We start from the raw sequence: 21,823 nt of genomic DNA on the forward strand, positions 1-21,823 counted from the left end.
CGAGTTCGCCGTGGTCGGGGTGGCGCGCGAGCCGATGACCAGCGACGCCTTCCGCGCCAGGATGCGCCAGTCGCTCGAGGAGTTCCGCACCGGCGACATCGACCCGGCGCTCGCCGACGCGCTGGTGCGGCGGGCGCGCTATCTCGCCGGCGACTACACCGCCCCGGCGACCTACGCCGCGCTCCGCGACCTGCTCGCCGAGATCGACTCCTCCTCGGGGACGAAGGGGAACTACCTTCATTACCTGGCCACGCCCCCCACGGTGTTCGCGACCGTCGTGCACCAGCTGGGCGCCGCGGGCCTGGTCGCCGAGGCCGACGGCCGCTGGCGCCGCGTGATCGTGGAGAAGCCGTTCGGTCTCGACCTCGAGTCGGCGCTGGCCCTCAACCAGGAGCTGCGCCGCGACCTGGCCGAGAGCCAGATCTACCGCATCGATCACTACCTCGGGAAGGAGACGGTCCAGAACATCCTGGTGCTGCGGTTCGCCAACAGTATCTTCGAGCCGCTCTGGAATCGCAGCTACGTCGATTTCATCGAGATCTGCGCGCTCGAGACCGTGGGCGTCGAGCGACGCGGCGAGTTCTACGAGCAGACCGGCGTTCTGCGCGACATCGTGCAGAACCATCTGCTCGAAGTGCTGTCACTGGTGGCCATGGAGCCGCCGACCACCGGCGGTGCCGACGACATCCGCACCGAGAAGCTCAAGGTCCTCAAGTCTCTCCGCGAGCTGTGGTCCGACACGATTCCGCGCAATGTGGTACTGGGACAGTACCGCGGCTACCGGAGCGAGCCCGACGTCTCGCCGGCCTCGGTCACGCCGACCTACGCGGCGCTGCGGGTGTTCCTCGACAACTGGCGCTGGCAGGGCGTGCCGATCTACCTCAGGACGGGCAAGAAGCTCAAGCAGCGCTTGACCGAGGTGTCGCTTCACATGCGACCGATCCCCCTGTCGCTGTTCGGCCGCAGCGACGTGTGCGAGCACCTGGACCCCAACGTGCTCACGATTCGCATCCAGCCCGATGAGGGCATCAGCCTGCGCTTCGCGTCCAAGATCCCGGGCAACGATTTCGCGGTCGGCCCGGTCAACATGGACATGAAGTATCTCGAGACCTTCGGCGGCGAGCCGCCCGAAGCCTACGAGCGCCTGCTGCTGGACGCGATGCGCGGCGACGCCACGCTGTTTTCGCGACGGGACGCCGTCGAGCAATCCTGGAAGTGGATCACGCCGATCCTTCGCTACTTCGAGGAGAATCCGCCCGCCGGGCTTCCCAACTACGATCCGGGCTCGTGCGGGCCCCAGTCGGCGGACGACCTGCTGCACCACGACCGGCGCGAGTGGCGCGAGCTGTGATGCTGCTCGGCGGGCCCGTGATCCCCGCGCCCGTCGGCACGCGGCTCCGGTGAGCGCGCCGGGCCTTTCGATCCACGACTCCGAAGAGGCCGTCGCGCGCGCGGCCGCGGGGCGCGTGGTCGGGCTGGCCCGGGAAATTCCCGCGAATCGCCGGTTCCGGATTGGACTTTCGGGTGGGCGCACGCCGCGCCGGCTCTATCAATTGCTGGCGACGCGGCTCGAGGCCGATCGAGTGGAACTCCTGTTCGCCGACGAGCGCGGGGTGCCGCCCGACAGCGAAGATAGTAATTATCGCCTGGTGCAGGAGACCCTGCTCGCGGCTCTCCCGGTCCCGGCGGAGCGCGTCCATCGCATGCGCGGCGAGCTGGCGGATCTCGAAGTCGCGGCGCGCGAGTACGAGCCGCTGCTCGAGCCGCCTCTCGATCTGCTGGTGCTGGGAATCGGCGAGGATGGCCACATCGCCTCGCTGTTCCCCGGCTCGCCGCTGATCGAGGAGCGTTCGAGGCGGGTTGCGGCGGTGCTCGACAGCCCCAAGCCGCCGGCTCGCCGGCTGACCATCACGCCGCGCGTGATCGTCGAGGCAGGCACGGTGATGGTGCTGGCGATCGGAGCGGCGAAGGCGGGCGCGGTGGCCGCGGCGCTTGCGGTCGCGGGCGATCCCGCGGACTGCCCCGCGCGGCTCGCGCGCGGCGGCGAATGGCTGCTGGATCGCGCGGCGGCCAAAAAGGCGAACGCGCGCGGCTGAAGGGCCGCGCGCGTCCGAGCGAGTGCGGGAGCTAGAACTTGCGCGGGCGTCCGCGACGGCGAACGCCGTTGCCGCCGAGCACGCTGTCGAGGTAGCTGTTGACCTCGCCCCGCACGATCTCGGGCAGCATCGAGCGAACGCGGTCGGCGACCGCGCTCCGGACGACGAGAGCGAGTCCGGCCGGCCGGCCGGGGCCGATCGGACCGCCGCGGCGGCGCGCCGCGCCGGTCTTCTTCCGCCACGAGTAGTAAGTGACCGGACGAACTCCGAACTTCTTCTGCACCTGGAGCGCGGTGAGCCGTTCCTTGACCGCCGCCGCCAGGATCGAGCGCTTCTGCTCCTGCGTGTACCGTGTGCGGGAACGCTTGGCCATGCTTTCCTCCATCGGTTCGAGCTCGGGATGAGACGACGACTTAGCCACAGTTCGCATTGGCCGTCAATGCCAATGCCAACCCGAATCTCGATCGGCATGTGCAGTTGGCGATATCGAGCCTCACGAGACGAATCTAAAGTCAGCCAATTCCCGCATGTCTGACGCATGCAAAGCGGCGCGCCAGCGGTCGCGGGACCCCGGCGCCATGTACACCAGCACCACCGGGGGCGAGAGTCGGGCGAGCAGGGAGGGAGTTGGCCCGCGCGCCTCGATCGGCAGGATGTCGATGCGCCCGCCGCTCAACGCGGCCGTCCAGCGGACGAGACTCTCGCCCACGCCCACCACGCGGACGGCCTTCGCCTCGCGCAGAAGTCCGCGCACCAGCGCATCGCGCTTGAGCGCGATGAAGCGTTCGCGGGCGTAGCGCGGATCGCGGCGCGTGGCGCTGTCCGGCCGCTGCCGCCAAGCGTAGAGCGTCTCGGGACGCTTGGAAAAGCGCGCGCCTTGCTCCGAGAGCCGCAACCAGAGGTCGAGGTCTTCGGCCCAGCCGCAATCCCTCCATCCGCCCGCGCGCTCGAGCGCCGCCCGGCGCATCATGGCGGAGCCGTGTGCCAGGGGGCTGTCGATCAGCAGCTCGGCGACGATCGCGTCGTGATCGAGAAGCCGGTTGTGCCAGGCGATCCAGCGCCTCATCCCCGCACCGAACGCCGGGGCGGGAAAGAGGCGAACCCGGCAGCCGTTCACGGCCAGGTCCCGGTGGCGCGCGAGCGCCTCGCGTTGCAGCGCGAAGCGTCGGCGGTGCGAGAGATCGTCGGCGTCGTGGCGGGCAATCAGCGGCGAACGGGCGTGGCCGAGAGCCAGGTTGAGCGCCCCCGGCAATCCGATGGGGGCGGTGTGCAGCACGCGCAAGCGCGGCTCGCGCCGGCGATAGCCCTCGAGCAGCTCGGCGGATCCGTCCCGGGAGCCGTCGTCGACCGCGACGATCTCGAAATCGCGAAAGGTCTGGCGGGAGAGCGACCTCAGCGAAGCCGTCAGCCACGGCGCGGCGTCGCGAACCGGAAGCAGAACCGAAAGCGCGGGCACGCATCCAAGCTAGCAGAGCGGGTGCGGGTCGGCGCACGGCGCCGGAGGGTTTCGAAGTGCGTGCTATCCTGCGTGAATCATGGCCGGACGCAAGCTGATCGTCCTCGGTGGCGGATTCGGCGGACTGGACGTGGCCCGCTCGATCGGCCGCTCCCGCGCGGCGCGCGACTACTGGGACACGCTGCTCATCGACAAGGAGAACTTCTTCCAGTTCAATCCCCTGCTGCCGGCGGTGGCGGTGGGCGCGGTCGAGACCCGGCACATCGTCTATCCGTTGCGCGAGATGGCGCTCCATCGCCACATCCGCTTCCAGAAGAACAAGGCGACGCGTATCGATCTCGCTCGTCGCGAAGTCCACTTGCACAACGACCTGGTCGAGCCCTACGACACGCTGGTGATCGCGGTCGGCAGCGTGACGAATTACTACGCGGTGCCCGGAGCGCTCGAAAACACGCGACCCTTCAAGACCGTGGTGGACGCGATGACGCTGCGCGCCCGCGTGGTCGAGCTGTTCGAGATGGCCGAGCAGGCCGAGACCAACGAGCAGCGACGCCGGCTCCTGTCGTTCGTCATCATCGGCGGCGGTGTCACGGGGGTGGAGGTAGCGGCCGAGCTGATCGAGATGGCGCGCGAGACCCTGCTGCCCAAGTATCCGTCGATCCAGCGATCGCAGCTCTCGGTGACCATCGTCGAGGGCGGCGAGCGGCTGGTGGGCAACGCCCGCCCCGAGCATTCCGCCTACGTCCAGCGCTATCTCGAAACCCGCGGCGTTCATGTCCTGCTCCATGCGCGTGTGACTCGCGTCGAGGAGAAGCGCATGACGCTCGCGAACGGCTCGATGCTCGAGGGCTTCACGATGATGTGGACGGCGGGGGTCTACCCGCCCGAGCTGGTGCGCGAGCTGCCGCTCCAGCACGAGCCCGATGGACGGGTGCGCGTCGACGATCGGATGCGCGCGCTCGATCCGAGCGGGCAGGCGCTCGACAACGTCTTCGTGATCGGCGACAGCGCGGCCTCGGTGCGCGCCGACGGCCGACTGCAGCCCGCACTTGCCGCCACCGCCATGGCGATGGGCGGTTATGTGGGCGCGGAGCTCGTGAACCGCGCGCGCGGGCGTCCGTCGCGCCCCTTCAACTTCGAAGACAAGGGCTATATCATCTCGCTCGGCAAACACAGTTCGGTCCTCGATCTATTCGGAGTACCCCTGTCGGGCAAGCTGGCGTGGTTGTTGTGGGCGGCGGCATATCTGATCAAGATGGTGGGGTTCCGGAAGCAGCTCGAGGTCGGACTCGATCATCTGACCCACCTGGTGTTCGAGCACGACATCTCACAAATCCTGAATCGCCGGCAGGTGCTCAGCGACGAGGAGCTGAACCTCTCGCTGGGCGCACCGGAGCCCAAGGGCGAGGACGCCCGGGCGGCGGGCTGAGTTTCGCGGGGCGCGAGCCTCGCCGCCGATGCACCCAGGGATCGGCCGCGGCTCGCGGCCGGAGCGAGGGACGATGCAGACGTTCGATCTGGTGGTGATGGGGAGCGGGCCGGCCGGGCAGCGGGCGGCGGTCCAGGCTGCCAAGCTCGGCAAGCGCGTGGCGGTGGTCGAACGGCGCCGCGACATGGGCGGCGTGTGCATCAACACCGGCACCATCCCGAGCAAGACGCTGCGCGAGGCGGTGCTCGATCTCTCCGGCCTCCGGCAGCGCGAGCTGTACGGCTCGGCCTATCGCGGCAAGGACGAGATCACGGTCCAGGATCTCTTCATGCGCACCAACGCGGTGATGACCCGCGAGCGCGACGTCATCAAGGCTCAGCTCCAGCGCAACGGCGTCAAGCTGCTGGGTGGCAGCGCGTCGTTCGCCGGGCCGAACGAGGTCGCGATCGAGGACGGCGACACCCGGCAGAGCGTCGGTGGCGAACACATCCTGATCGCGGTCGGGACCACGCCGGGATTGCCGGCCGGCATCGAAGTGGACCACCGGCACGTGCTCACCAGCGACGACGTGCTCTCCATGCCGCGACTCCCGAGGCAGCTCACGGTGATCGGCGCCGGCATCATTGGCGTCGAGTACGCGACGATCTTCGCGGCGCTGGGCATCGAGGTGACGCTGATGGACAAGCGCACCGAGCTGCTCGACATGGTGGACCGCGAACTGGTGGACGTGCTCACGGTCCAGGCGCGCCGAATGAACGTGACCCTGAGGCTCGGCGAGGAGGTCGCCACGCTCGAGGTCGGCAGCGAGGACCGCGTGGTCGTACAGATGAAGAGCGGCAAGCGGCTCGCCACCGAGATGGTGCTGGTGTCGGCGGGCCGGCAGGGCATGACCGCCGGGCTCGGCCTCGAGAAGGCCGGGCTCAGCGCCGACGACCGCGGGCGCATTCAGGTGAACGCTCATTTCCAGACCACGGTGCCGCACATCTACGCCGCCGGCGACGTGATCGGATTCCCGGCACTGGCGTCCACCAGTGCCGAACAGGGACGCCTCGCCGCCTGTCATATGTTCGGCGTGCCGGCCGAGAGCGTGCCCGCGTTGTTCCCATTCGGCATCTACGCGATTCCCGAGGTCGCATGGGTGGGGCGCAACGAGGCCGAGCTGACCAGGGAGGGGGTGCCCTTCGAAACCGGCGTCGCGCGTTACGAGGAGATCGCGCGCGGCCAGATTCTCGGTGATCCCGACGGCATGCTGAAGCTGATCTTCCACCTCGACACCCAGAAGATCCTGGGGGTGTGGGTGCTCGGCACGCAGGCGACCGAGCTGGTCCACGTCGGACAGGCGGTGATGGCGCTCGGCGGTACGCTCGAGTACTTCATCCGCACGGTGTTCAATTATCCAACGCTCGGCGAGTGCTACAAGGTGGCGGCGCTCGACGGGTACAACAAGCTGCGCGACCTGAGTCGCGTGGCTCGCACCATTCCCGCGGCAGCCCCGGCCGCGGCCGGCGGGACGACGCCCGCCGTTTGAAGCGAGGGGGACAGTCATGACCAACACATCGACGCTGAGGCTGGAAACGGTGGCGAGCGGACTGCGGTTCCGCGCACACTCCGGCAAAGGTTTCGAGCTGGTGCTCGACAGCGGCGAGGGGCGGATCGCCGCGGATCCGATGGAGTCGCTGCTCGCGGCGATCGGCGCGTGCACCGCGATGGACGTGATCAGCATCATGCGCAAGAAGCGCCAGCAGGTGACGGCGTACGAAGTGTCGCTGACCGGCGAGCGCCGCACCGAGCACCCGCGCTCCTATACCCGCATCGAGACCGTGCACCGGATGACCGGCACCGGCCTGAGCCTCGCGGCGCTCGAGGAATCGGTGCGACTCAGCGAAACCCGGTACTGCTCGGTGCACGCATCGCTCGATCCGGCGATCGAGAAAGTGACGCGGTGCGAGGTGATCGAGGCCGTCGCGGTCTGAGTGCGGCGCGCGCGTTCGTGCTCGAGGCGGCGCTGCGCTACCATCCGCAACGGGAGCACGCGCTCATGCCCGCCCGCTACGGTCTATCGGAGTTGATTCTGCGCGTCGCCGACGTTCCGCGCTCGGTCGCGTTCTACCGCGACGTGGTGGGGCTCGCGCTGGAGACGCACCCGGCATCGGACTGGGCGTGGTTCTGGAGCGGGGATCCCGGCAAGTTGCCACGCCTGGGCCTGACCTCCAAGCCGCTCTCGTACGGCGCCGCGCATTGCGGAGGTCCGCAGCACTTCGCCATCGCGGTACCGCGGCGAGCGATTCCGGCCGAGAAGCGGCGCCTGGAATCGCTCGGCCTGGCGGTGGAGGGTCCCATCCACTTCAGGAGCTGGAACGCCGATTCCATATACTTCAGCGACCCGGACGATCATCGGGTCGAGTTCTGCGGATTCGAACATCTGAACGAGCGAGGCACGTGAAAACCGACGAGACGCATCGAATCGAGAGAGACAGTCTGGGTGAGATGAAGGTTCCGTCGTCGGCGCGCTATGGCGCGCAGACCCAGCGCGCGGTGCTGAATTTCCCGATTTCGGGAGAGCCGCTGCCGCCGGCGTTCATCCGCACGCTCGGGCTCGCCAAGGCGGCTGCGGCCCGCGTCAATCGCGAGCTGGGTACCGTCGAGAAGGCGATGAGCGAGGCGATCGAGAAGGCGGCGGCGGAAGTGGCGGAGGGCAAGTGGGACGCCGAGTTCCCGATCGACGTGTTCCAGACCGGGAGTGGCACCAGCTCCAACATGAACGCCAACGAGGTGATCGCGCATCGCGCCAGCGAGATCCTCGGCAAGCGGGTGCATCCCAACGACCACGTCAACTTCGGACAGAGCAGCAACGACATGATCCCCGCGGTCTTGCATGTCTCGGCGCTGCTCGAGCTCGAGCGTGAGCTGCTGCCGGCGCTCGCCCACCTGAAGCAGACCCTCGAGCAGAAGGCAACCGCGTTCGATTCGATCGTGAAGTCGGGCCGGACGCACCTGATGGACGCGACCCCGATTCGGCTTGGCCAGGAATTCTCGGGCTACGCCTCGCAGGTCGAGCATTCGATCGCGCGCATCGAGGCGACCCTTCCCGACCTGCGCGAGCTGGCGATCGGCGGCACTGCGGTGGGCACCGGGCTCAACACGCATCCCGAATTCGGCCGGCGCATGGCCGCCGAGATCGCCCGCCGCACCGGCACCTCGTTCCGCGAATGCCGCAATCATTTCGAGGCCGAGGGCGCGCAGGACGGCGCGCTGTGGGCCAGCGCGGCGCTCAATTCCACCGCCGCGAGCCTGATGAAGATCGCCAACGACATCCGGCTGATGAATTCGGGGCCCCGCTGCGGACTCGGCGAGATCACGCTGCCCGCGATCCAGCCGGGTTCGAGCATCATGCCGGGCAAGGTGAATCCGGTGATCTGCGAGGCGGTGATCCAGGTGGGCGCGCAGGTGATGGGCAATCACGTCGCGATCACCGTGGGCTCGCAATGGGGTCAGCTCGACCTCAACACCATGCTGCCCATGATGGCGCGCAACCTGCTCGAGAGCATTCAGCTGCTGGCCAACGTCTCGCGCGCCTTCGCCGACAAGGCGCTGGCCGGCCTGATCGCCAACGAGGACACCTGCCGCGCCTATGTCGAGATCTCGCCGAGCATGGCCACGGCTCTCAATCCGCTGATCGGATACGACCAGGCCGCCGAGATCGCCAAGCGCTCGTTCAAGGAGAAGCGCCCGGTGCGCGAGCTGGCCGGCGAGATGACTCAGCTCTCGAAAGAGGAGATCGCGCGCGCCCTCGATCCACGCCGCCAGACCGAGCCGGGTCTCGATCTGGGGGGTGGATCGGGAGGTTGAGCGCGTGACCGAGGCTTCTCCACCGCCGGCCCGGCTCGACGCCGAGCCGGGGCCGCCCGGCACGCTGCCGCCGCCGCCGCTCGGCCCGGCTGGCGATCTGTCGGCGCTCACCGAACGCCTGCTCGGCGCGCGCCGGCTGCTCGAGGGCATCGCTCACCGCACCCCGGTAATGACTTCGAGCACGCTCGATACCGAGTTCGACTCGCGCGTCTACTTCAAGTGCGAAAACCTGCAACGGATGGGCGCGTTCAAGTTCCGCGGCGCCTATCACACCATCACGCGTCTCCCTCCGGCGCAGCGAGCCCGCGGCGTGGTCGCCTACTCCTCCGGCAATCACGCCCAGGCGGTGGCGCTGGTCGCGAAGCTCCATGGCATCCCGGCGACGATCGTGATGCCGAGCTTCGCGCCTCGCATCAAGATCGCGGCCACCCGCGGCTACGGCGCCGAGGTGGTCTTCTACGATCAGGTGGGAGCGGAACGCGAAGCGCTCGCCGATCGGATCGCCCGCGAGCGCGGCGCCACGCTGATCCCGCCATTCGATCACCCCGACATCATCGCCGGCGCCGGCACGGCCGCGCTCGAGTTGTTCGAAGAGGTGGGCCCGCTCGATCTGCTGATCGTCCCGGTCGGCGGCGGCGGACTCATCTCGGGCTCGGCGCTGGCCGCGCGTCACGCCTCGCCCGGATGCCGCGTGGTGGGAGTCGAGCCCGAAGCCGGTCCCGACGCCGCGAAGTCGCTCGAGATGGGCCGCCTCATGCGCCGGCCGTGCGGTGAGACGATCGCCGACGGCGCGCGCACGCCGCAACTCTCGACCCTGACCTTCGACGTGATCCGCCAGTGCGTCTCGGGCATCACGCTGGTACCCGACTCGGCGCTGATCGAAGCGATGCGCTTCGTGTTCGAGCGCATGAAGCTGGTGGTGGAGCCGACCGGAGTCCTCGGGTTGGCGGCCTACCGGATGGGTCGCGTCGGGGTCGCCGACGCTTCGGGAACCGGCCCGGGTTGGCCGGAGGCGGCGGGAGAGACGCGCCCGAGCGTGGGCATCATCCTCTCGGGCGGCAATGTCGACGTGTCGAAGCTGGGAGAGTGGTTCGCGAACTAGGTCCTGACCGCCGCGCTCGAACTCGCCGCTTCGATCAGCGCGTCGAGCCCGCTCTCGATGTCGCCGCCGAGATGGATGCGCAGCACGCGCCGCTCCCGGCGCACCAGCACTTCGTAGTCGCCGGCCGCCTGCGCGCGCCGCAGCGCGCCGAAGCCGTACTTCTCGCCCGGGATCGGGAGCTCGTCGCCTTCGTCGCCGGTGATCTGGACGAACAGCCCGGTATTGGGGCCGCCCTTGTGGAGCTGGCCGGTCGAATGCAGGAAGCGCGGGCCGAAGCCGGTGGTGGTGGCGAGCCGCGACGCATTGCGGAGCGCCAGACGCAGCGTCTCGATCCGCCGGTGGCGCTCGGGCGTGCGGTGGAGATAGGCGAGGAGCGCGAGATAGTCGCCGGGCTTCGCCAGCGCCAGCAGCGCCGGCACCCAGGCCGCCGGATCCGAGCCGGCGCGGGCGCGAAGCGCGGCGGCGGTCGCCGGCGGCGCTTCGACGAATCGCCCGCCCTGCGAGGCCACCGGCTGCGGCGGCGCGAATTCTCCGCGCTCGAGGTAGCCCGAGAGCACGGTCTGGGTTTCCTGCTTCGCCTCGGTGACGTTGGGTTCGTCGAACGGGTCGACGTCCAGCACCGCGCCGGCGGTGGCGGTCGCGATCTCCCAGCGCAGGAATTCGGCGCCGAGCGAGGAGAGCGAGGAAACGTTCCAGCGCAGGATCGGATGTCCGGCGCTCGCCAGCGCCGCCAGCGCCGATTCGGTCTCGGCCGGCAACGGCTTCACCGCTGCCACGACGAAGACGCGATCGTCGCCGTAGACCGAGGGCGCGCCCAGCGGCTCACCCGCCACGGGCACGATGCCCCGGCCGAGCTTGCCGGTGCTCTCGGCGATCAGCTGCTCGATCCATGAACCGAGCGCGGCGATCTCTTCCCCGAGCACCAGCGTCAGCTTGTCTCGACCGGCGAGCGCCAGCTCGCCGAGCGCCGCACCCAGGCGAACGCCGGGATTCTCGGACGCCGGCACCCTCGCGCCGCTCGCGCGCGCTTCGGCCAGCGCGGTGTCGAGCAGATCGCCGGTGTCCACGCCAATGAGCGAAGCCGGCACCAGCCCGAAATAGGAGAGCGCCGAGTAGCGCCCGCCGATGTCGGGAGGATTGGAGCACACGCGCCGGTAACCCCGCTCGACCGCGAGCTTTTCCAGCGAGGTGCTGGGGTCGGTGATCGCCACGAACGCGCGTCCGGCCTGAGCGCCGCGCGCCGCGCGCACCCACTCGTAGAAGTAGCGCTCGAACGAAGTCACCTCGAGGGTCGAGCCCGACTTGGACGACACCAGGAACAGGGTGGTTCTGGGATCGAGACCCTCGGCGACCGCGCGCACCGCGGCCGGCGACGTGTTGTCGAGCACCTCGAGCTCGATCGCGCCCGGCTTCACGCCGAAGGTGAGCCGCAGCACTTCGGGGGCCAGGCTCGATCCACCCATGCCGAGCAGCACCGCGTGCGTGAATCCCTCACGCCAGATACTGATGGCGAGCGTGTGGAGCGCATCGACCTCGTCGCGCATGAAACCCGGCACTTCGAGCCAGCCGAGGCGATTGGCCGCGACCCGGCGCCGCTCGGGATCGGCGCCCCACAGCGAGTCGTCGTGCGCCCACAGGCGCTCGACGAAGCGTTCGGCGTCGAGCTTGCGAAGTCGCGCTTCGAATGCCGGCGCGTAGGGCCCGAGCGACTCCATCAGCCGCGCCCGCCGGCCATCTGCAGGCGGCGGCTCTCGAGAGTCTCGAGCAGCGACTCGTACGACTTGACGAAAGCGGCGACCCCTTCGGGCTCGAGCTGACCGATCAGCGCATCGATCGGAACGCCGAGAGCGGGGAGACGCTGGAACAGCTCGCGCGCTCCCTCGAGATCGTGCTCGATCCGCGACTCCACCACGCCGTGTTCGTTGAACGCGGCGAGCGTCTGCGGCGGCATGGTGTTCACGGTGTCGGCACCGATCAGCTCCTCGACGTAGAGCACGTCGCGATAGGCGGGATTCTTGGTGCTGGTCGAGGCCCACAACGGCCGCTGGACGCGGGCGCCCTGAGCGTCGAGCGTGGCGAACCGCGGCGAAGCGAACACCTCGCGAAACCGATGGTAGGCGAGCCGCGCGTTGGCGATCGCGGCCTTGCCTCGCGCGGCTTCCAGCTCGGCGCGCTCGGTGGCGCCGGCCGGCAGCGTGGCCAGGCGCTGCTCGATGACCTTGTCCACCTTGCTGTCCACGCGTGACACGAAGAAGCTGGCCACCGACACGATCGACTCGAGCGAGCCCGCCCGCTTGGCGAGCTGTTCGAGCCCGGAGAGGTACGCGTCCATCACCTGCTCGTAACGCGCCAGCGAGAAGATCAATGTGACGTTGACGCACACGCCCTGCGCGGTCAGCTCGGTGATCGCGGGCAGGCCGGCGGCGGTGGCGGGCACCTTGACCATCACGTTGGGGCGCCCGACCTCGCGGTGGAGCCGCAGGCCCTCGTCGATCGTTCCGGGGGTATCGTTGGCGAGGCGCGGATTGACCTCGATGCTGACGCGGCCGTCACGCCCGCCGGTGTGCTGGAAGGCGTCGCGCAGATGGTCGCAGGCGCGCTGGATGTCCTCGACCGCGAGCGCCTCGAACAACTCCGGCCCGGCGAGCCCGCGGCGCGCGTGCTGCTGGAGCGATTCGTCGTAGTCGTCGGAGCTGGCGATGGCGTTCTGGAAAATCGTGGGGTTCGACGTCACTCCCACCACGCCGGCCTGGCTCACCAGCCGGTCGAAGGTTCCGTCCTCGAGATCGCGGCGCCGGATGTAGTCGAGCCACACGCTCTGTCCGAGCGCGAGCAGTTGTTCCGCACGACTCTCCATGATGCGCTCCGTTCCTATTTGCCCAGGCGCTGCGCCAGGCACACGCCGCGCCCCTCGGGGTCCTTGAGTATGGCGATGCGGTCGCCCCACGGCATGTCGCGGGGCTCCTGCTCGAACGACACGCCGCGCGCGGTCAACTTGCGGTAGGCCTCGTCCACGTCATCGACGACGAAATAGAAGGCGGGCTCTCCCGGCGGCCGCCACTGATCCGGCGCGCCGCCCATCGGGGGCATGAAGCCGACACTCGAGTTCGGCGTCACGAACACCGTCATGTATCCGGCCTTCGGGTCGAGCACCACGTTGGTGAAACCCAGGGTCTCGGCGTAGAAGCGCTTCATCGCCTCGAGATCGTGGGAGGTGAAATCCATGTGGTGGAAGTTGAGCCCGATCCCGGTGCCGACCGACCGCCCATTCGGCGCCTTCTGTGGAGTCGCCGCCGGGCGGCGCGCCGGCTTCGGCGGGCGAGCCGCACGCTTCGGCTTCGGGACCGGCTTTCGTGCTGGCTGGCGGGAGGCCGATCGGGGCTTGCGGCGCGTCTTACCGGCTGCCATGACTCTCCCTTCCTCGAGCGAGGCGCGGTTCGCCTCGGGGCTTCAGACCGCGCGAAAAAGATGCCCCTTGAGCGCGGAACGCGCAAGCGCGCGGCGCTCCCCGCCGATCAATGACCGCTCGATCGCGTGGGGAGCCGATCACCGGCGAGCGCGCAGCCGAGGCCGGCCAGCACCAGCGCCGAGCCGCCGAGGCTCGCGAGCGTCAACGGCTCGTGACGCACCAGGGCGCCGAGCAGCATCGCCACGATCGGGGTCACCACCGAGATGAAGGCGACTCGCGTCACCGGCCAGTGATGGAGCAGCCAGGTCATGAGCACGAACGCCCCCACCGATCCCGCCAGTGTCAGGTAGCCGATCGAGATCCAGGCGCTCGCGCTGTGAGGGATCGTCCAGCTCTCGCCCAGCGCACGACTGATCGCGAGACAGATGGGGAGACCGACCAGCGAGCCCAGCGCGTTGGTGGCGAAGGGCGCGGGCCGCGGCCCCATTTTCAGCAGCGTGGTGCCGAGCGAGGCCGCGACCACCGCCGCCAGCACCGCGAACACCCCCATCCATTCGGTCGGGTTGCCCGAGGGGCCGCCGATCACCGCCACGCCGCCGATCGCGATCAGCGCGCCCAACAACTTGAGCGGCTGCAACCGCTCGATGCCGAACAGCCGCGCGAAGATCGCGGACGAGAGCGGTATGGTCGCGAACAGCACCGCGGCGATGCCCGAGGGCACGGTCTTCTCGCCCCAGTAGAGCAACGGGAAGTTGAGTCCGAACTGCAGCGCGCCGTAGCCGATCGCCGGCCACAGTCCCGGGCCGCTCGGCAGCTTCTGGCCGGTCCACCGGCTCAACGCGAACAGGATGATCGAGGCGCAGGCGAGCCGGAGCGCGGCGGCCCACACCGGGGCCAGCTCGTCGTTGCCGATGCTGATGAACAGAAACGTGCTGCCCCAGATCGCGCAGCAGCCGGCGAATGCCAGCCACGGCCGGCTCGCCGAGGTCGCGCCGGCCGTGGCCTCTCGCCCGGGGTTCGAAGCGCTCACGCCGCTAGTGTCCCCAGTGCCAGCCGAGCGTGCCGGCAACCGCGAGCAGCGACGGATCGTATTCGCGGCTCGAGGAATTGACCGAGGGATTGTCCTTCCAGCGCGCGCGTCCGTAGGCGTACTGAAGCTCGGCGCCGAGCAGGAGATGAGTGCCGGCCGGCACCACCACGCCGGCGCCCGGGCCGATACTGAAGCCCTGCATGCCGAGATGACCGTAGGTGTCGTTGTCCGCGCCGCCGCCGACGTAGCTGAGCCCGGCTTCGAGGTAGGGTTGGATCGGGCCGGAGGAGAATCGGTAGCGCGCATCGAGTCCGGTGTGGATCACGGTGAGATCGAATCGCGCCTGCACGCCGCTGGTCACTCCCGGCGGGAAGAGAAGGTATTGGGCGGTCTTCTCGGTGGTGCCGAAGATGTGGAAGCCGAAGGCCCACGAGTCGTTGAGCAGCTGGCGCAGTCGAAAATCGAGGAAGATCCCGGGGTGCGAGCCTTCGTCAGGCGACAAATTGAAGATGTCGCTCTCGTAAGCGTGCGCGCCTCCCGCCGCCACCAGCGTCTCGTAGTGCCGTGGCTTGAAGAACTCGGAGCCGGTCTCGTCCGGGGTCCTCTTCGCCGCCTGCGAAACCCGTGGCCCCATCAGCCAGAGCGCTCCCAGCGCGACCAGCAGGCTGCCGCGGACTCGCGATCCGCTCCACGAACTTGCTACGAGCTCAGCCATGTCCGGATGCGCCCGGTCACCGCTTCGGGCGTGAAGCCGAAGTATTCGCGCAGCGCCTCGAGCGGCGCCGACTCGCCGAACCGATCGAGACCCAGAATCAGGCCGCCGTCGCCCGCGACGGCATACCACCCGCCGGTGGCGCCGGCCTCGATCACCACGCGACGCCCGCCGGGCGGCAACACGAGATCGCGCCACGCCTCGTCCTGCTGCAGGAAGCGTTGCGGCGCCGGCATGCTCACCACGCGCGCGCCGATCCCTTCGGCTTCGAGGCGCCCGGCGGTTTCGACCGCGAGCGAGACCTCGGAGCCGGTGGCGATCAGGGAGATCGGCGAAGGGAGTCGGGTGTCGCGCAGCAGGTAGCCGCCGCGGCGGAGTTGTGCCGGATCGAATCCGGCCGGCCGCTCGAGGGCCGGGAGCGTCTGTCGCGTCAGGGCCATCAGCGTCGGTCCCTCGTGCCGCTCGAGCGCCACGCCCCAGGCGGCCGCGGTCTCGAGCCCGTCCGCCGGCCGGATCACCAGCAGGTTGGGAATCAGCCGCAGGGAGGCGAGCTGCTCGATCGGCTCGTGGGTCGGGCCGTCCTCGCCGAGGAACACCGAATCGTGCGTGAACACCCAGATCACGTGGAGCTTCATCAGCGCGCTGAGCCGGATCGAAGGCCGGCAGTAATCGGTGAACACCAGGAACGACGAGCCGTAGGGAATGAAACCGCCCGAGAGCGCGAGTCCGTTCAGGATCGCGCCCATGCCGTGCTCGCGAATGCCGAAATGGAAATTGCGTCCGTCGAACTCACCGCGCGCGATCGAAGGCGAGTCCTTGATCCGGGTCTTGGTCGAGGGCTCGAGGTCGGCGCTGCCGCCGATCAGCGCCGGCGCCAGCGCCGCGGCGCGCTGCAGCACCGCGTTGCCGTGCGCGCGGGTCGCGGCGGCGCCGCCGGGCGCGGCCGCGATCAGCCGGTCGAACAGGTCGACGGGCACGCGGCGCTCCATCAGCCGGTCCCACCGTTCGGCGCCGTCCCGGTCGCGCTCGCGCCACGCGGCCCACTCGCGCTTCCAGCGCTCGTAGTCGGGGCGCAGCTCGGCGGCGCGCGCCGCGAACCGCTCGCGCACCTCGGGCGGAATCAGAAACGACGGCGACTCGGGCCAGCCGAGCGCGCGCTTGGCGGCCGCCAGCTCATCGGCGCCGAGCGGCTCGCCGTGGGCTTCGCGCGTATCCTGCTTGTGCGGCGCGCCGTAGCCGATGTGACTGCGCGTGATCACCAGGCTCGGTCGTTCGGTGTCGGAGACGGCGCGCGTGAGCGCGCCCGCGATCGCTTCGTGATCGTAGGCGTCGGCGCGCTCGACGTGCCATCCGTAAGCCGCGAAACGCGCGCCGACGTCCTCGGTGAAAGCCAGCGAGGTGTTGCCCTCGATCGAAACGTGGTTGTCGTCGTAGAGATAGACGAGGTTGCCGAGCCGCCAGTGTCCGGCCAGGGATGCGGCTTCGGAGGCGACGCCCTCCATCATGTCGCCGTCGCTCACGATTCCGAACACGCGCCAGGTGATGGGTGAGAAACTGGAATCGCCGAGGCGTGCGGCCAGCAGCTTCGCGGCCAGCGCCAGGCCCACCCCGTTGCCCACGCCCTGTCCGAGCGGTCCGGTCGTCACCTCGACGCCCGGCGTGAGGCCGTGCTCGGGATGTCCCGGCGTGCGGCTGCCGAGCTGTCGGAAGCGCTGCAGCTCCTCCATCGGCAGGTCGTAGCCGGCGAGATGGAGCATCGAGTAGAGCAGCATCGAGCCGTGGCCGGCGGACAGCACGAAGCGGTCGCGGTTCGGCCAGGCCGGGTCCTGGGGCTGGTAGCGCAGGAAACGTGTCCACAGCACATAGGCGACATCCGCCATGCCCATCGGCAGGCCGGGGTGGCCGCTCTTCGCCTTCTCGACGGCGTCGGCAGCCAGGAAGCGAATGGTGTTGGCGGCGAGCCGGTCGAGCGCGGTCGCGACGATGGGCTCGGGAAGCGGAGTGCTCATGCGACGCTCCTCAATCGTTGTCGGCCAGCGCGAGGCGCGCTGCGCCCCACAGGGAAGTGTTCTCGTCCCGGATCAGCGACACCGGCATCTGCTCGAGCACCGGCCGCAGGCGCCCCTTGTCGGTGAAGGAGCGGATGAAGCGGCCGCTCCCGATCACCCGCTGGATCTTGGGCGCGATGCCGCCGCCGACGTAGAAGCCGCCCACCGCCAGACCCTTGAGCGCCAGATTGCCGGCTTCGGCGCCATAGACGTCGCAGAACAGCTCGAGCGCGAGCCGCGCGCGCTCGCAGCCCCCTTCGAGCGCGCTCTGCGTCACCACCATCGCGGGGTCGGCGGCCTGGTCGAACGCCGTCGCCACCGCCGCGGGCTCCTCGCCGCGACCGGTGGCGCGCATGAACCGGTGGAGATCGGCAAGCCCGTGTCCCGACAACACGCGCTCGTAGCTCACCCGACCGTACTTCGCGCGCATCCACACCAGCAGCTCGTCCTCGAGCGGGGTGCGCGATCCGAAGTCGGCGTGTCCGCCCTCGGAGGCGCTCGCGATCCAGCGCTCGCCGTCGCGCACCACGATCACCTCGCCGAGTCCGGTGCCGGCCGCGATCAGCGCTCGATTGCCACGGAGCGGGAGACCCGGCTGCAACGTCGCCAGATCGGCGGGGGAGAGCTCTCCGACTCCCCACGCGGTGGTGACCAGATCGTTGAGCAGGGTGACGCGCGCCCCGCCCAGCGCCGCGCCGATCTCGGCGCCGGACATGCGCCAGGGGAGGTTGGTGGCCTCGCAGCGGTTGTCCACCACCGGGCCGGCAATCCCCAGCACCGCCCGGCTCGGGCGGACCCCGGAGCCGTCGACGAACGCTCCGACCAGGGCTTCGAGAGAGGGGTAATCGCGGCTGGGGAGGCGCTTCTGGCTGCGCGGGGAGCGCGGGGAGCCGCCCGGCTCGTAGAGCGCGAGCTGCGTCTTCGTGCCACCGACGTCCCCGGCGAGAATCACGGCAGCATCCTACCGCACCAATCGCCGCATCATAAGCACACTGTGGACTCGCGCATCCTCGACCCGGCTCGCGCGTTCGATCTCACCGAACGCATTGGTCGCACCCCGCTCGTCCCAATCGGAGCACTGAGCGGAGTCAGCGACCAGGTGACCGTGCTCGGCAAGGCCGAGTGGCTGAATCCCGGCGGTTCGGTCAAGGACCGCGCGGCCTGGGGCATGATCCGGGCGCTGGAAGCGGCCGGGCCGATCGCCCCGGGACGGGTGTTGCTCGATGCCACCTCGGGCAACACCGGAATCGCGCTGGCCTGGATCGGCGCCGCGCGCGGCTATCACGTCTGCCTGTGCGTTCCCGAGAACGCCAATGACGAACGCAAACGCCTGCTGGCGGCGCTCGGCGCCGAGCTGCGCTTCACGGATCGCCTCGCCGGCACCGATGGCGCGATCCTCGCGGCACGGCGGATTCACGCGGCCGATCCGGATCGCTACATCCATCTGGATCAGTACTCGAACGACGCCAACTGGCGCGCGCACTACACCGGCACCGCCGAGGAGATCTGGGCCGACACCGAAGGCCGGGTCACGCACCTGATCGCGGGCATCGGCACCTCGGGAACTCTGGTGGGCACCGGCCGCCGGCTGCGCGAGTTGTCGCCCGGCATCAAGATCGTGGCGGTTCAGCCCGATTCGCCGGTTCACGCGCTCGAGGGTCTGAAGCATCTGCCCACGGCGCTCACGCCGCCGATCTACGATCCACGAGTCGCGCATCGCACGCTCGAGGTCGAGAGCGAGCAGGCGGTGGCGATGGTCAAGCGCCAGGCGCGGCGCGGGCTGCTGCTCGGCTGGTCGTCGGGCGCGGCGCTGGTCGCCGCGGAGCGCGTGGCGCAGGGGCTCCAGTCGGGCGTGATCGTCGCGATCCTCCCCGACGGGGCCGAGCGCTACCTGAGCGAGCCGCTGTGGAAGGACTGCTGATGCTGCGACTGCGCGCCCGGCACACCGAGACCGTGCACACACACTTGTGTCGCGCCTATCCCGAGGAAGGCTGCGGCGTGCTGCTGGGCCGCGAGCGGGACGGGCGGCGCGAGGTCGAGCGCGTGATCGGCTTCGACAACGTGCAGGGTGACGAACGACAACGTCGCTACCTGATCGCTCCCGAGCAGTTCCTCGCCGCCGAGAAGCAGGCGCGGGGGAGCGGCCTCGACGTGATCGGCTTCTTCCATTCCCATCCCGATCATCCGAGCCGTCCTTCCGCGTACGACCTGGAACATGCCTGGCCATGGTATTCGTATCTGATCGTGAGCGTGGAGCGGGGAGAGGTGAGGGACGCCCATTCGTGGCGCCTCACCGACGACCGCAGCCGCTTCGAACCCGAAGAAATCGTGCTCGATTCACCGGCCGAGCCGGCCGATCGAGCCTTGAGGAGCGAGGAATGATCGCCAACGTTCGCATTCACCTGCCGACTCCGCTGCGCGCTTACGCGGAGTCGCAATCCAGCGTCGAGGTGCGCGCCGCCACCGTCGGCGAGGCGCTGCGCCTGTTGGTCGACCGCCACGACGCGCTGCGCCGGCACCTGTACGACGAGGGGGGCCGCCTGCGGCGCTTCGTCAACGTGTATCGCAACGACGAGGACGTGCGTCATCTGCAGCGCGAGGAGACACCGCTGCGCGACCGCGACACGCTCACGATCGTGCCGAGCATCGCCGGTGGCGCGCCGGAGCGGAAGCCGCCGTCGTGGGCGACCGGTGAAGACGGCCTGCCGCCGCTCACGCAGGACGAGCTCCTGCGCTACAGCCGTCACCTGATCCTTCCCGAGGTCGGCCTCGAAGGGCAACGGAAGCTCAAGGCGGCGAGCGTGCTCGTGATCGGCGCCGGCGGGCTCGGCTCGCCGCTCGCGCTCTACCTCGCCGCGGCCGGCGTGGGCCGGCTGGGGCTCGTCGATTTCGACATCGTGGACGCGAGCAATCTCCAGCGCCAGATCCTGCACGGCACCTCGACGGTCGGGAAGCCGAAGCTGGAATCGGCGCGCGCGCGGCTTCGCGATCTGAATCCCGGCGTGCAGGTGGACGGCTACGAGACCACGCTGACCGGCGACAACGCGCTGGAGCTCATCCGGCCGTACGACGTGGTGGTGGACGGCACCGACAATTTCCCGACCCGCTACCTGGTCAATGATGCTTGCGTGTTGCTCGGAAAGCCCAATGTCTACGGCAGCATCTTCCGCTTCGAAGGGCAGGCGAGCGTGTTCGATGCTCGGATCGGGCCCTGCTACCGGTGTCTGTATCCCGATCCGCCGCCGCCGGGACTGGTGCCGTCGTGCGCCGAGGGCGGCGTGCTCGGTGTGCTGCCCGGCGTGATCGGAGTGATCCAGGCGATCGAGACGCTCAAGCGAATCCTCGGGATCGGCGATTCGCTGGTGGGCCGGCTCCTGATCTTCGACGCGCTCGACATGAAGTTCCGCGAGCTCCAGTTGAAGAAGGATCCGGAGTGCCCGATCTGTGGCGATCACCCCTCGATCCACGAGCTGATCGACTACCAGCAGTTCTGCGGCATCACTCCCACCGGCGAGGCCGAGGCCGAGCTGGCGCGCTGGGAGATCGGGCCGCGCGAGCTCCGGGACATGCAGGAGCGCGGCGAAGAGTTCGTGCTGGTGGATGTCCGCGAGCCCCACGAGTGGGAGATCGCCCGCATTCCGGGCGCGAAGTTGATCCCGCTCGGCTCCCTGCCGGCGCGCCTGCCGGAGCTCGACACCCGTACGCCGATCGTGCTCCAGTGCCACCACGGCCATCGCAGCATGCGGGCGCTCGAGTTCCTGCACCAGGCGGGCTACCGGAAGCTCAAGAACCTGCGCGGCGGCATCGAGGCCTGGTCGCAACTCGTGGATCCGAGCGTGCCACGCTACTAGCGGGGCCGAAGCCCCCGGAAAAACCACCCAGGCGCCCGAAAAAACCCGCAGGCCCAGCTCGGGCCGACGTTGCAGGCTCATCGTGCACGCATTGCGCCCCGCGCGTTCGCACCCGAACCGGTCCCACGAAGTTGCCGGAATGATTGCACTTCGATCGTGCGCGGATTGCACGGCGCGAATCGTCGCGCGGCACGCGGCATGCGGTGAATCCATGGCGGACAAGGGGCTTAGAGCGCCCAGAGCAGGTTCTCGACCTCGCGAACCGGTCGGGCATCCCGGGTCCAGTGGAGGAAGCCATGCAGAGTCACCGCAATCCGATCCGGTGGTCGGTAACGGTGCTCGTGCTGGCCGTCCTCGCCGGCTGCGGCGGAGGCGGTCCCACGGCGCCGAGATCGATTCCCGCGTCCGGTGCCACCGCCAGTGTCCTCGCCAGTGATTCCAACGTCCGCGCCGGCGGACTTCAGGTGTTGCGCACCGTGGCCGACGATGATGTCGATCCCCCGGGCCTGATCGGGGTTCCGGTGCCGATCGGAAACGGTGGGAAGCCCGAAAAGGGCTCGGGCAACATCAACGGCAGCAACGGCGGCACGGTCCAGGTCGGCCACTTCCGGCTGACCGTTCCCCCGGGGGCGTTCAGAGGCACCGCAACCGTCACCCTCACGGTTCCCGAGCCGTCCGAGCTGGTGTGTCAGCTCGAGATCTCGCCCGCGTCCCTCAATGGCTTCAGCGCGCCCGTCACTCTGCAGGGGCGCTTCGATGACGCGAAGGTGCAGGACCCGAACAATGTCGCGGTGATGTGGTTCGACCCTTCGGCCCGCACCTGGACCGTGGTGTCGGCGCC

Annotated in this window: 21 protein-coding genes and 1 pseudogene; 13 read left to right on the plus strand and 9 right to left on the minus strand. The window is 69.3% G+C overall.

From position 1 onward, the window contains the following. On the plus strand, nt 1-1,351 hold a 1,351-nt coding region (gene zwf, locus VMJ70_12440), incomplete at its 5' end, for a glucose-6-phosphate dehydrogenase (GenBank protein ID HTO91933.1). A 49-nt stretch (nt 1,352-1,400) separates the two neighbouring features. After that, nucleotides 1,401-2,096, plus strand: a complete 696-nt coding sequence (gene pgl, locus VMJ70_12445; GenBank protein HTO91934.1) for a 6-phosphogluconolactonase — start codon at nt 1,401-1,403, stop codon at nt 2,094-2,096. Between the two features lie 31 nt (nt 2,097-2,127). Here the strand turns inward: pgl and VMJ70_12450 are convergent, their stop codons facing one another. Both VMJ70_12450 and VMJ70_12455 read right to left on the minus strand, forming a co-directional pair. Further along, nucleotides 2,128-2,469: a transposase gene (locus VMJ70_12450; protein ID HTO91935.1), complete on the minus strand. Its 342-nt coding sequence runs from the start codon at nt 2,467-2,469 to the stop codon at nt 2,128-2,130. A gap of 120 nt (nt 2,470-2,589) precedes the next feature. After that, a complete protein-coding gene (locus tag VMJ70_12455) occupies nt 2,590-3,552 on the minus strand; it encodes a glycosyltransferase family 2 protein (protein ID HTO91936.1) in 963 nt (320 codons plus the stop codon). Between the two features lie 79 nt (nt 3,553-3,631). Between VMJ70_12455 and VMJ70_12460 the strand changes: the two genes are divergently transcribed. The 6 genes from VMJ70_12460 to VMJ70_12485 all read left to right on the plus strand — a co-directional run bounded on the left by VMJ70_12460 (nt 3,632) and on the right by VMJ70_12485 (nt 9,932). Next, nucleotides 3,632-4,981, plus strand: a complete 1,350-nt coding sequence (locus VMJ70_12460) for an NAD(P)/FAD-dependent oxidoreductase (GenBank protein HTO91937.1) — start codon at nt 3,632-3,634, stop codon at nt 4,979-4,981. A gap of 73 nt (nt 4,982-5,054) precedes the next feature. Beyond that, on the plus strand, nt 5,055-6,509 hold the full coding sequence (gene sthA, locus VMJ70_12465; protein ID HTO91938.1) for a Si-specific NAD(P)(+) transhydrogenase: 1,455 nt from the start codon (nt 5,055-5,057) through the stop codon (nt 6,507-6,509). Between the two features lie 16 nt (nt 6,510-6,525). Beyond that, nucleotides 6,526-6,954 carry an OsmC family protein gene (locus tag VMJ70_12470; protein HTO91939.1) on the plus strand — a complete coding sequence of 143 codons (429 nt, stop codon included), beginning with the start codon at nt 6,526-6,528 and terminating at the stop codon, nt 6,952-6,954. Beyond that, complete coding sequence (locus VMJ70_12475; GenBank protein HTO91940.1) at nt 6,924-7,424, plus strand: VOC family protein; 501 nt, start codon at nt 6,924-6,926, stop codon at nt 7,422-7,424. The genes VMJ70_12470 and VMJ70_12475 overlap by 31 nt, the downstream gene beginning before the upstream one ends. Continuing rightward, complete coding sequence (locus tag VMJ70_12480) at nt 7,421-8,830, plus strand: class II fumarate hydratase (GenBank protein ID HTO91941.1); 1,410 nt, start codon at nt 7,421-7,423, stop codon at nt 8,828-8,830. The genes VMJ70_12475 and VMJ70_12480 overlap by 4 nt, the downstream gene beginning before the upstream one ends. 4 nt (nt 8,831-8,834) lie before the next feature. After that, the gene (locus VMJ70_12485; GenBank protein ID HTO91942.1) at nt 8,835-9,932 is read left to right on the plus strand and encodes a pyridoxal-phosphate dependent enzyme; all 1,098 of its coding nucleotides are present in this window, start codon (nt 8,835-8,837) and stop codon (nt 9,930-9,932) included. Here the strand turns inward: VMJ70_12485 and VMJ70_12490 are convergent. The 7 genes from VMJ70_12490 to glk form a co-directional block, all read right to left on the minus strand. Beyond that, a complete protein-coding gene (locus VMJ70_12490) occupies nt 9,929-11,647 on the minus strand; it encodes a hypothetical protein (GenBank protein HTO91943.1) in 1,719 nt (572 codons plus the stop codon). The genes VMJ70_12485 and VMJ70_12490 overlap by 4 nt on opposite strands. Then, nucleotides 11,647-12,789 carry a transaldolase gene (gene tal, locus VMJ70_12495; protein ID HTO91944.1) on the minus strand — a complete coding sequence of 381 codons (1,143 nt, stop codon included), beginning with the start codon at nt 12,787-12,789 and terminating at the stop codon, nt 11,647-11,649. The genes VMJ70_12490 and tal overlap by 1 nt, the downstream gene beginning before the upstream one ends. A gap of 14 nt (nt 12,790-12,803) precedes the next feature. Next, nucleotides 12,804-13,340, minus strand: coding sequence for a VOC family protein (locus tag VMJ70_12500; GenBank protein ID HTO91945.1), 537 nt, complete (start codon nt 13,338-13,340; stop codon nt 12,804-12,806). A gap of 107 nt (nt 13,341-13,447) precedes the next feature. Then, nucleotides 13,448-14,371 carry an EamA family transporter gene (locus VMJ70_12505; protein HTO91946.1) on the minus strand — a complete coding sequence of 308 codons (924 nt, stop codon included), beginning with the start codon at nt 14,369-14,371 and terminating at the stop codon, nt 13,448-13,450. 4 nt (nt 14,372-14,375) lie between these two features. Then, nucleotides 14,376-15,086: a hypothetical protein gene (locus VMJ70_12510; protein ID HTO91947.1), complete on the minus strand. Its 711-nt coding sequence runs from the start codon at nt 15,084-15,086 to the stop codon at nt 14,376-14,378. Beyond that, nucleotides 15,071-17,092, minus strand: coding sequence for a transketolase (gene tkt / locus VMJ70_12515; GenBank protein ID HTO91948.1), 2,022 nt, complete (start codon nt 17,090-17,092; stop codon nt 15,071-15,073). The genes VMJ70_12510 and tkt overlap by 16 nt, the downstream gene beginning before the upstream one ends. Before the next feature lie 10 nt (nt 17,093-17,102). Further along, complete coding sequence (glk, locus tag VMJ70_12520) at nt 17,103-18,083, minus strand: glucokinase (GenBank protein HTO91949.1); 981 nt, start codon at nt 18,081-18,083, stop codon at nt 17,103-17,105. A gap of 42 nt (nt 18,084-18,125) precedes the next feature. Here glk and VMJ70_12525 point away from each other — a divergent pair, with 42 nt between their 5' ends. The 5 genes and pseudogenes from VMJ70_12525 to VMJ70_12545 all read left to right on the plus strand — a co-directional run. Continuing rightward, nucleotides 18,126-19,052 (plus strand): PLP-dependent cysteine synthase family protein, encoded by a 927-nt coding sequence (locus tag VMJ70_12525; protein HTO91950.1) that lies wholly within the window; start codon nt 18,126-18,128, stop codon nt 19,050-19,052. Beyond that, nucleotides 19,052-19,513: a M67 family metallopeptidase gene (locus tag VMJ70_12530; GenBank protein ID HTO91951.1), complete on the plus strand. Its 462-nt coding sequence runs from the start codon at nt 19,052-19,054 to the stop codon at nt 19,511-19,513. The genes VMJ70_12525 and VMJ70_12530 overlap by 1 nt, the downstream gene beginning before the upstream one ends. Then, nucleotides 19,510-19,776: pseudogene (locus VMJ70_12535) on the plus strand (MoaD/ThiS family protein). Before VMJ70_12530 ends, VMJ70_12535 begins: the two are co-directional and overlap by 4 nt. Before the next feature lie 57 nt (nt 19,777-19,833). Then, the gene (gene moeB, locus VMJ70_12540) at nt 19,834-20,982 is read left to right on the plus strand and encodes a molybdopterin-synthase adenylyltransferase MoeB (GenBank protein HTO91952.1); all 1,149 of its coding nucleotides are present in this window, start codon (nt 19,834-19,836) and stop codon (nt 20,980-20,982) included. A gap of 296 nt (nt 20,983-21,278) precedes the next feature. Next, nucleotides 21,279-21,823: hypothetical protein (locus tag VMJ70_12545; GenBank protein ID HTO91953.1), on the plus strand; the 545-nt coding region annotated here is incomplete at its 3' end.

The organism is Candidatus Sulfotelmatobacter sp. (assembly GCA_035498555.1).
Classification (GTDB): domain Bacteria; phylum Eisenbacteria; class RBG-16-71-46; order RBG-16-71-46; family RBG-16-71-46; genus DATKAB01.

What these genes read in the sequence shown, in the direction of transcription:
- VMJ70_12450 (HTO91935.1), bottom strand. Translation starts at nt 2,469, where the DNA reads ATGGCCAAGCGTTCCCGCACACGGTACACGCAGGAGCAGAAGCGCTCG.
- VMJ70_12460 (HTO91937.1), top strand. Translation starts at nt 3,632, where the DNA reads ATGGCCGGACGCAAGCTGATCGTCCTCGGTGGCGGATTCGGCGGACTG.
- sthA (HTO91938.1), top strand. Translation starts at nt 5,055, where the DNA reads ATGCAGACGTTCGATCTGGTGGTGATGGGGAGCGGGCCGGCCGGGCAG.
- VMJ70_12470 (HTO91939.1), top strand. Translation starts at nt 6,526, where the DNA reads ATGACCAACACATCGACGCTGAGGCTGGAAACGGTGGCGAGCGGACTG.
- VMJ70_12490 (HTO91943.1), bottom strand. Translation starts at nt 11,647, where the DNA reads ATGGAGTCGCTCGGGCCCTACGCGCCGGCATTCGAAGCGCGACTTCGC.
- tal (HTO91944.1), bottom strand. Translation starts at nt 12,789, where the DNA reads ATGGAGAGTCGTGCGGAACAACTGCTCGCGCTCGGACAGAGCGTGTGG.
- VMJ70_12500 (HTO91945.1), bottom strand. Translation starts at nt 13,340, where the DNA reads ATGGCAGCCGGTAAGACGCGCCGCAAGCCCCGATCGGCCTCCCGCCAG.
- VMJ70_12510 (HTO91947.1), bottom strand. Translation starts at nt 15,086, where the DNA reads ATGGCTGAGCTCGTAGCAAGTTCGTGGAGCGGATCGCGAGTCCGCGGC.
- tkt (HTO91948.1), bottom strand. Translation starts at nt 17,092, where the DNA reads ATGAGCACTCCGCTTCCCGAGCCCATCGTCGCGACCGCGCTCGACCGG.
- VMJ70_12530 (HTO91951.1), top strand. Translation starts at nt 19,052, where the DNA reads ATGCTGCGACTGCGCGCCCGGCACACCGAGACCGTGCACACACACTTG.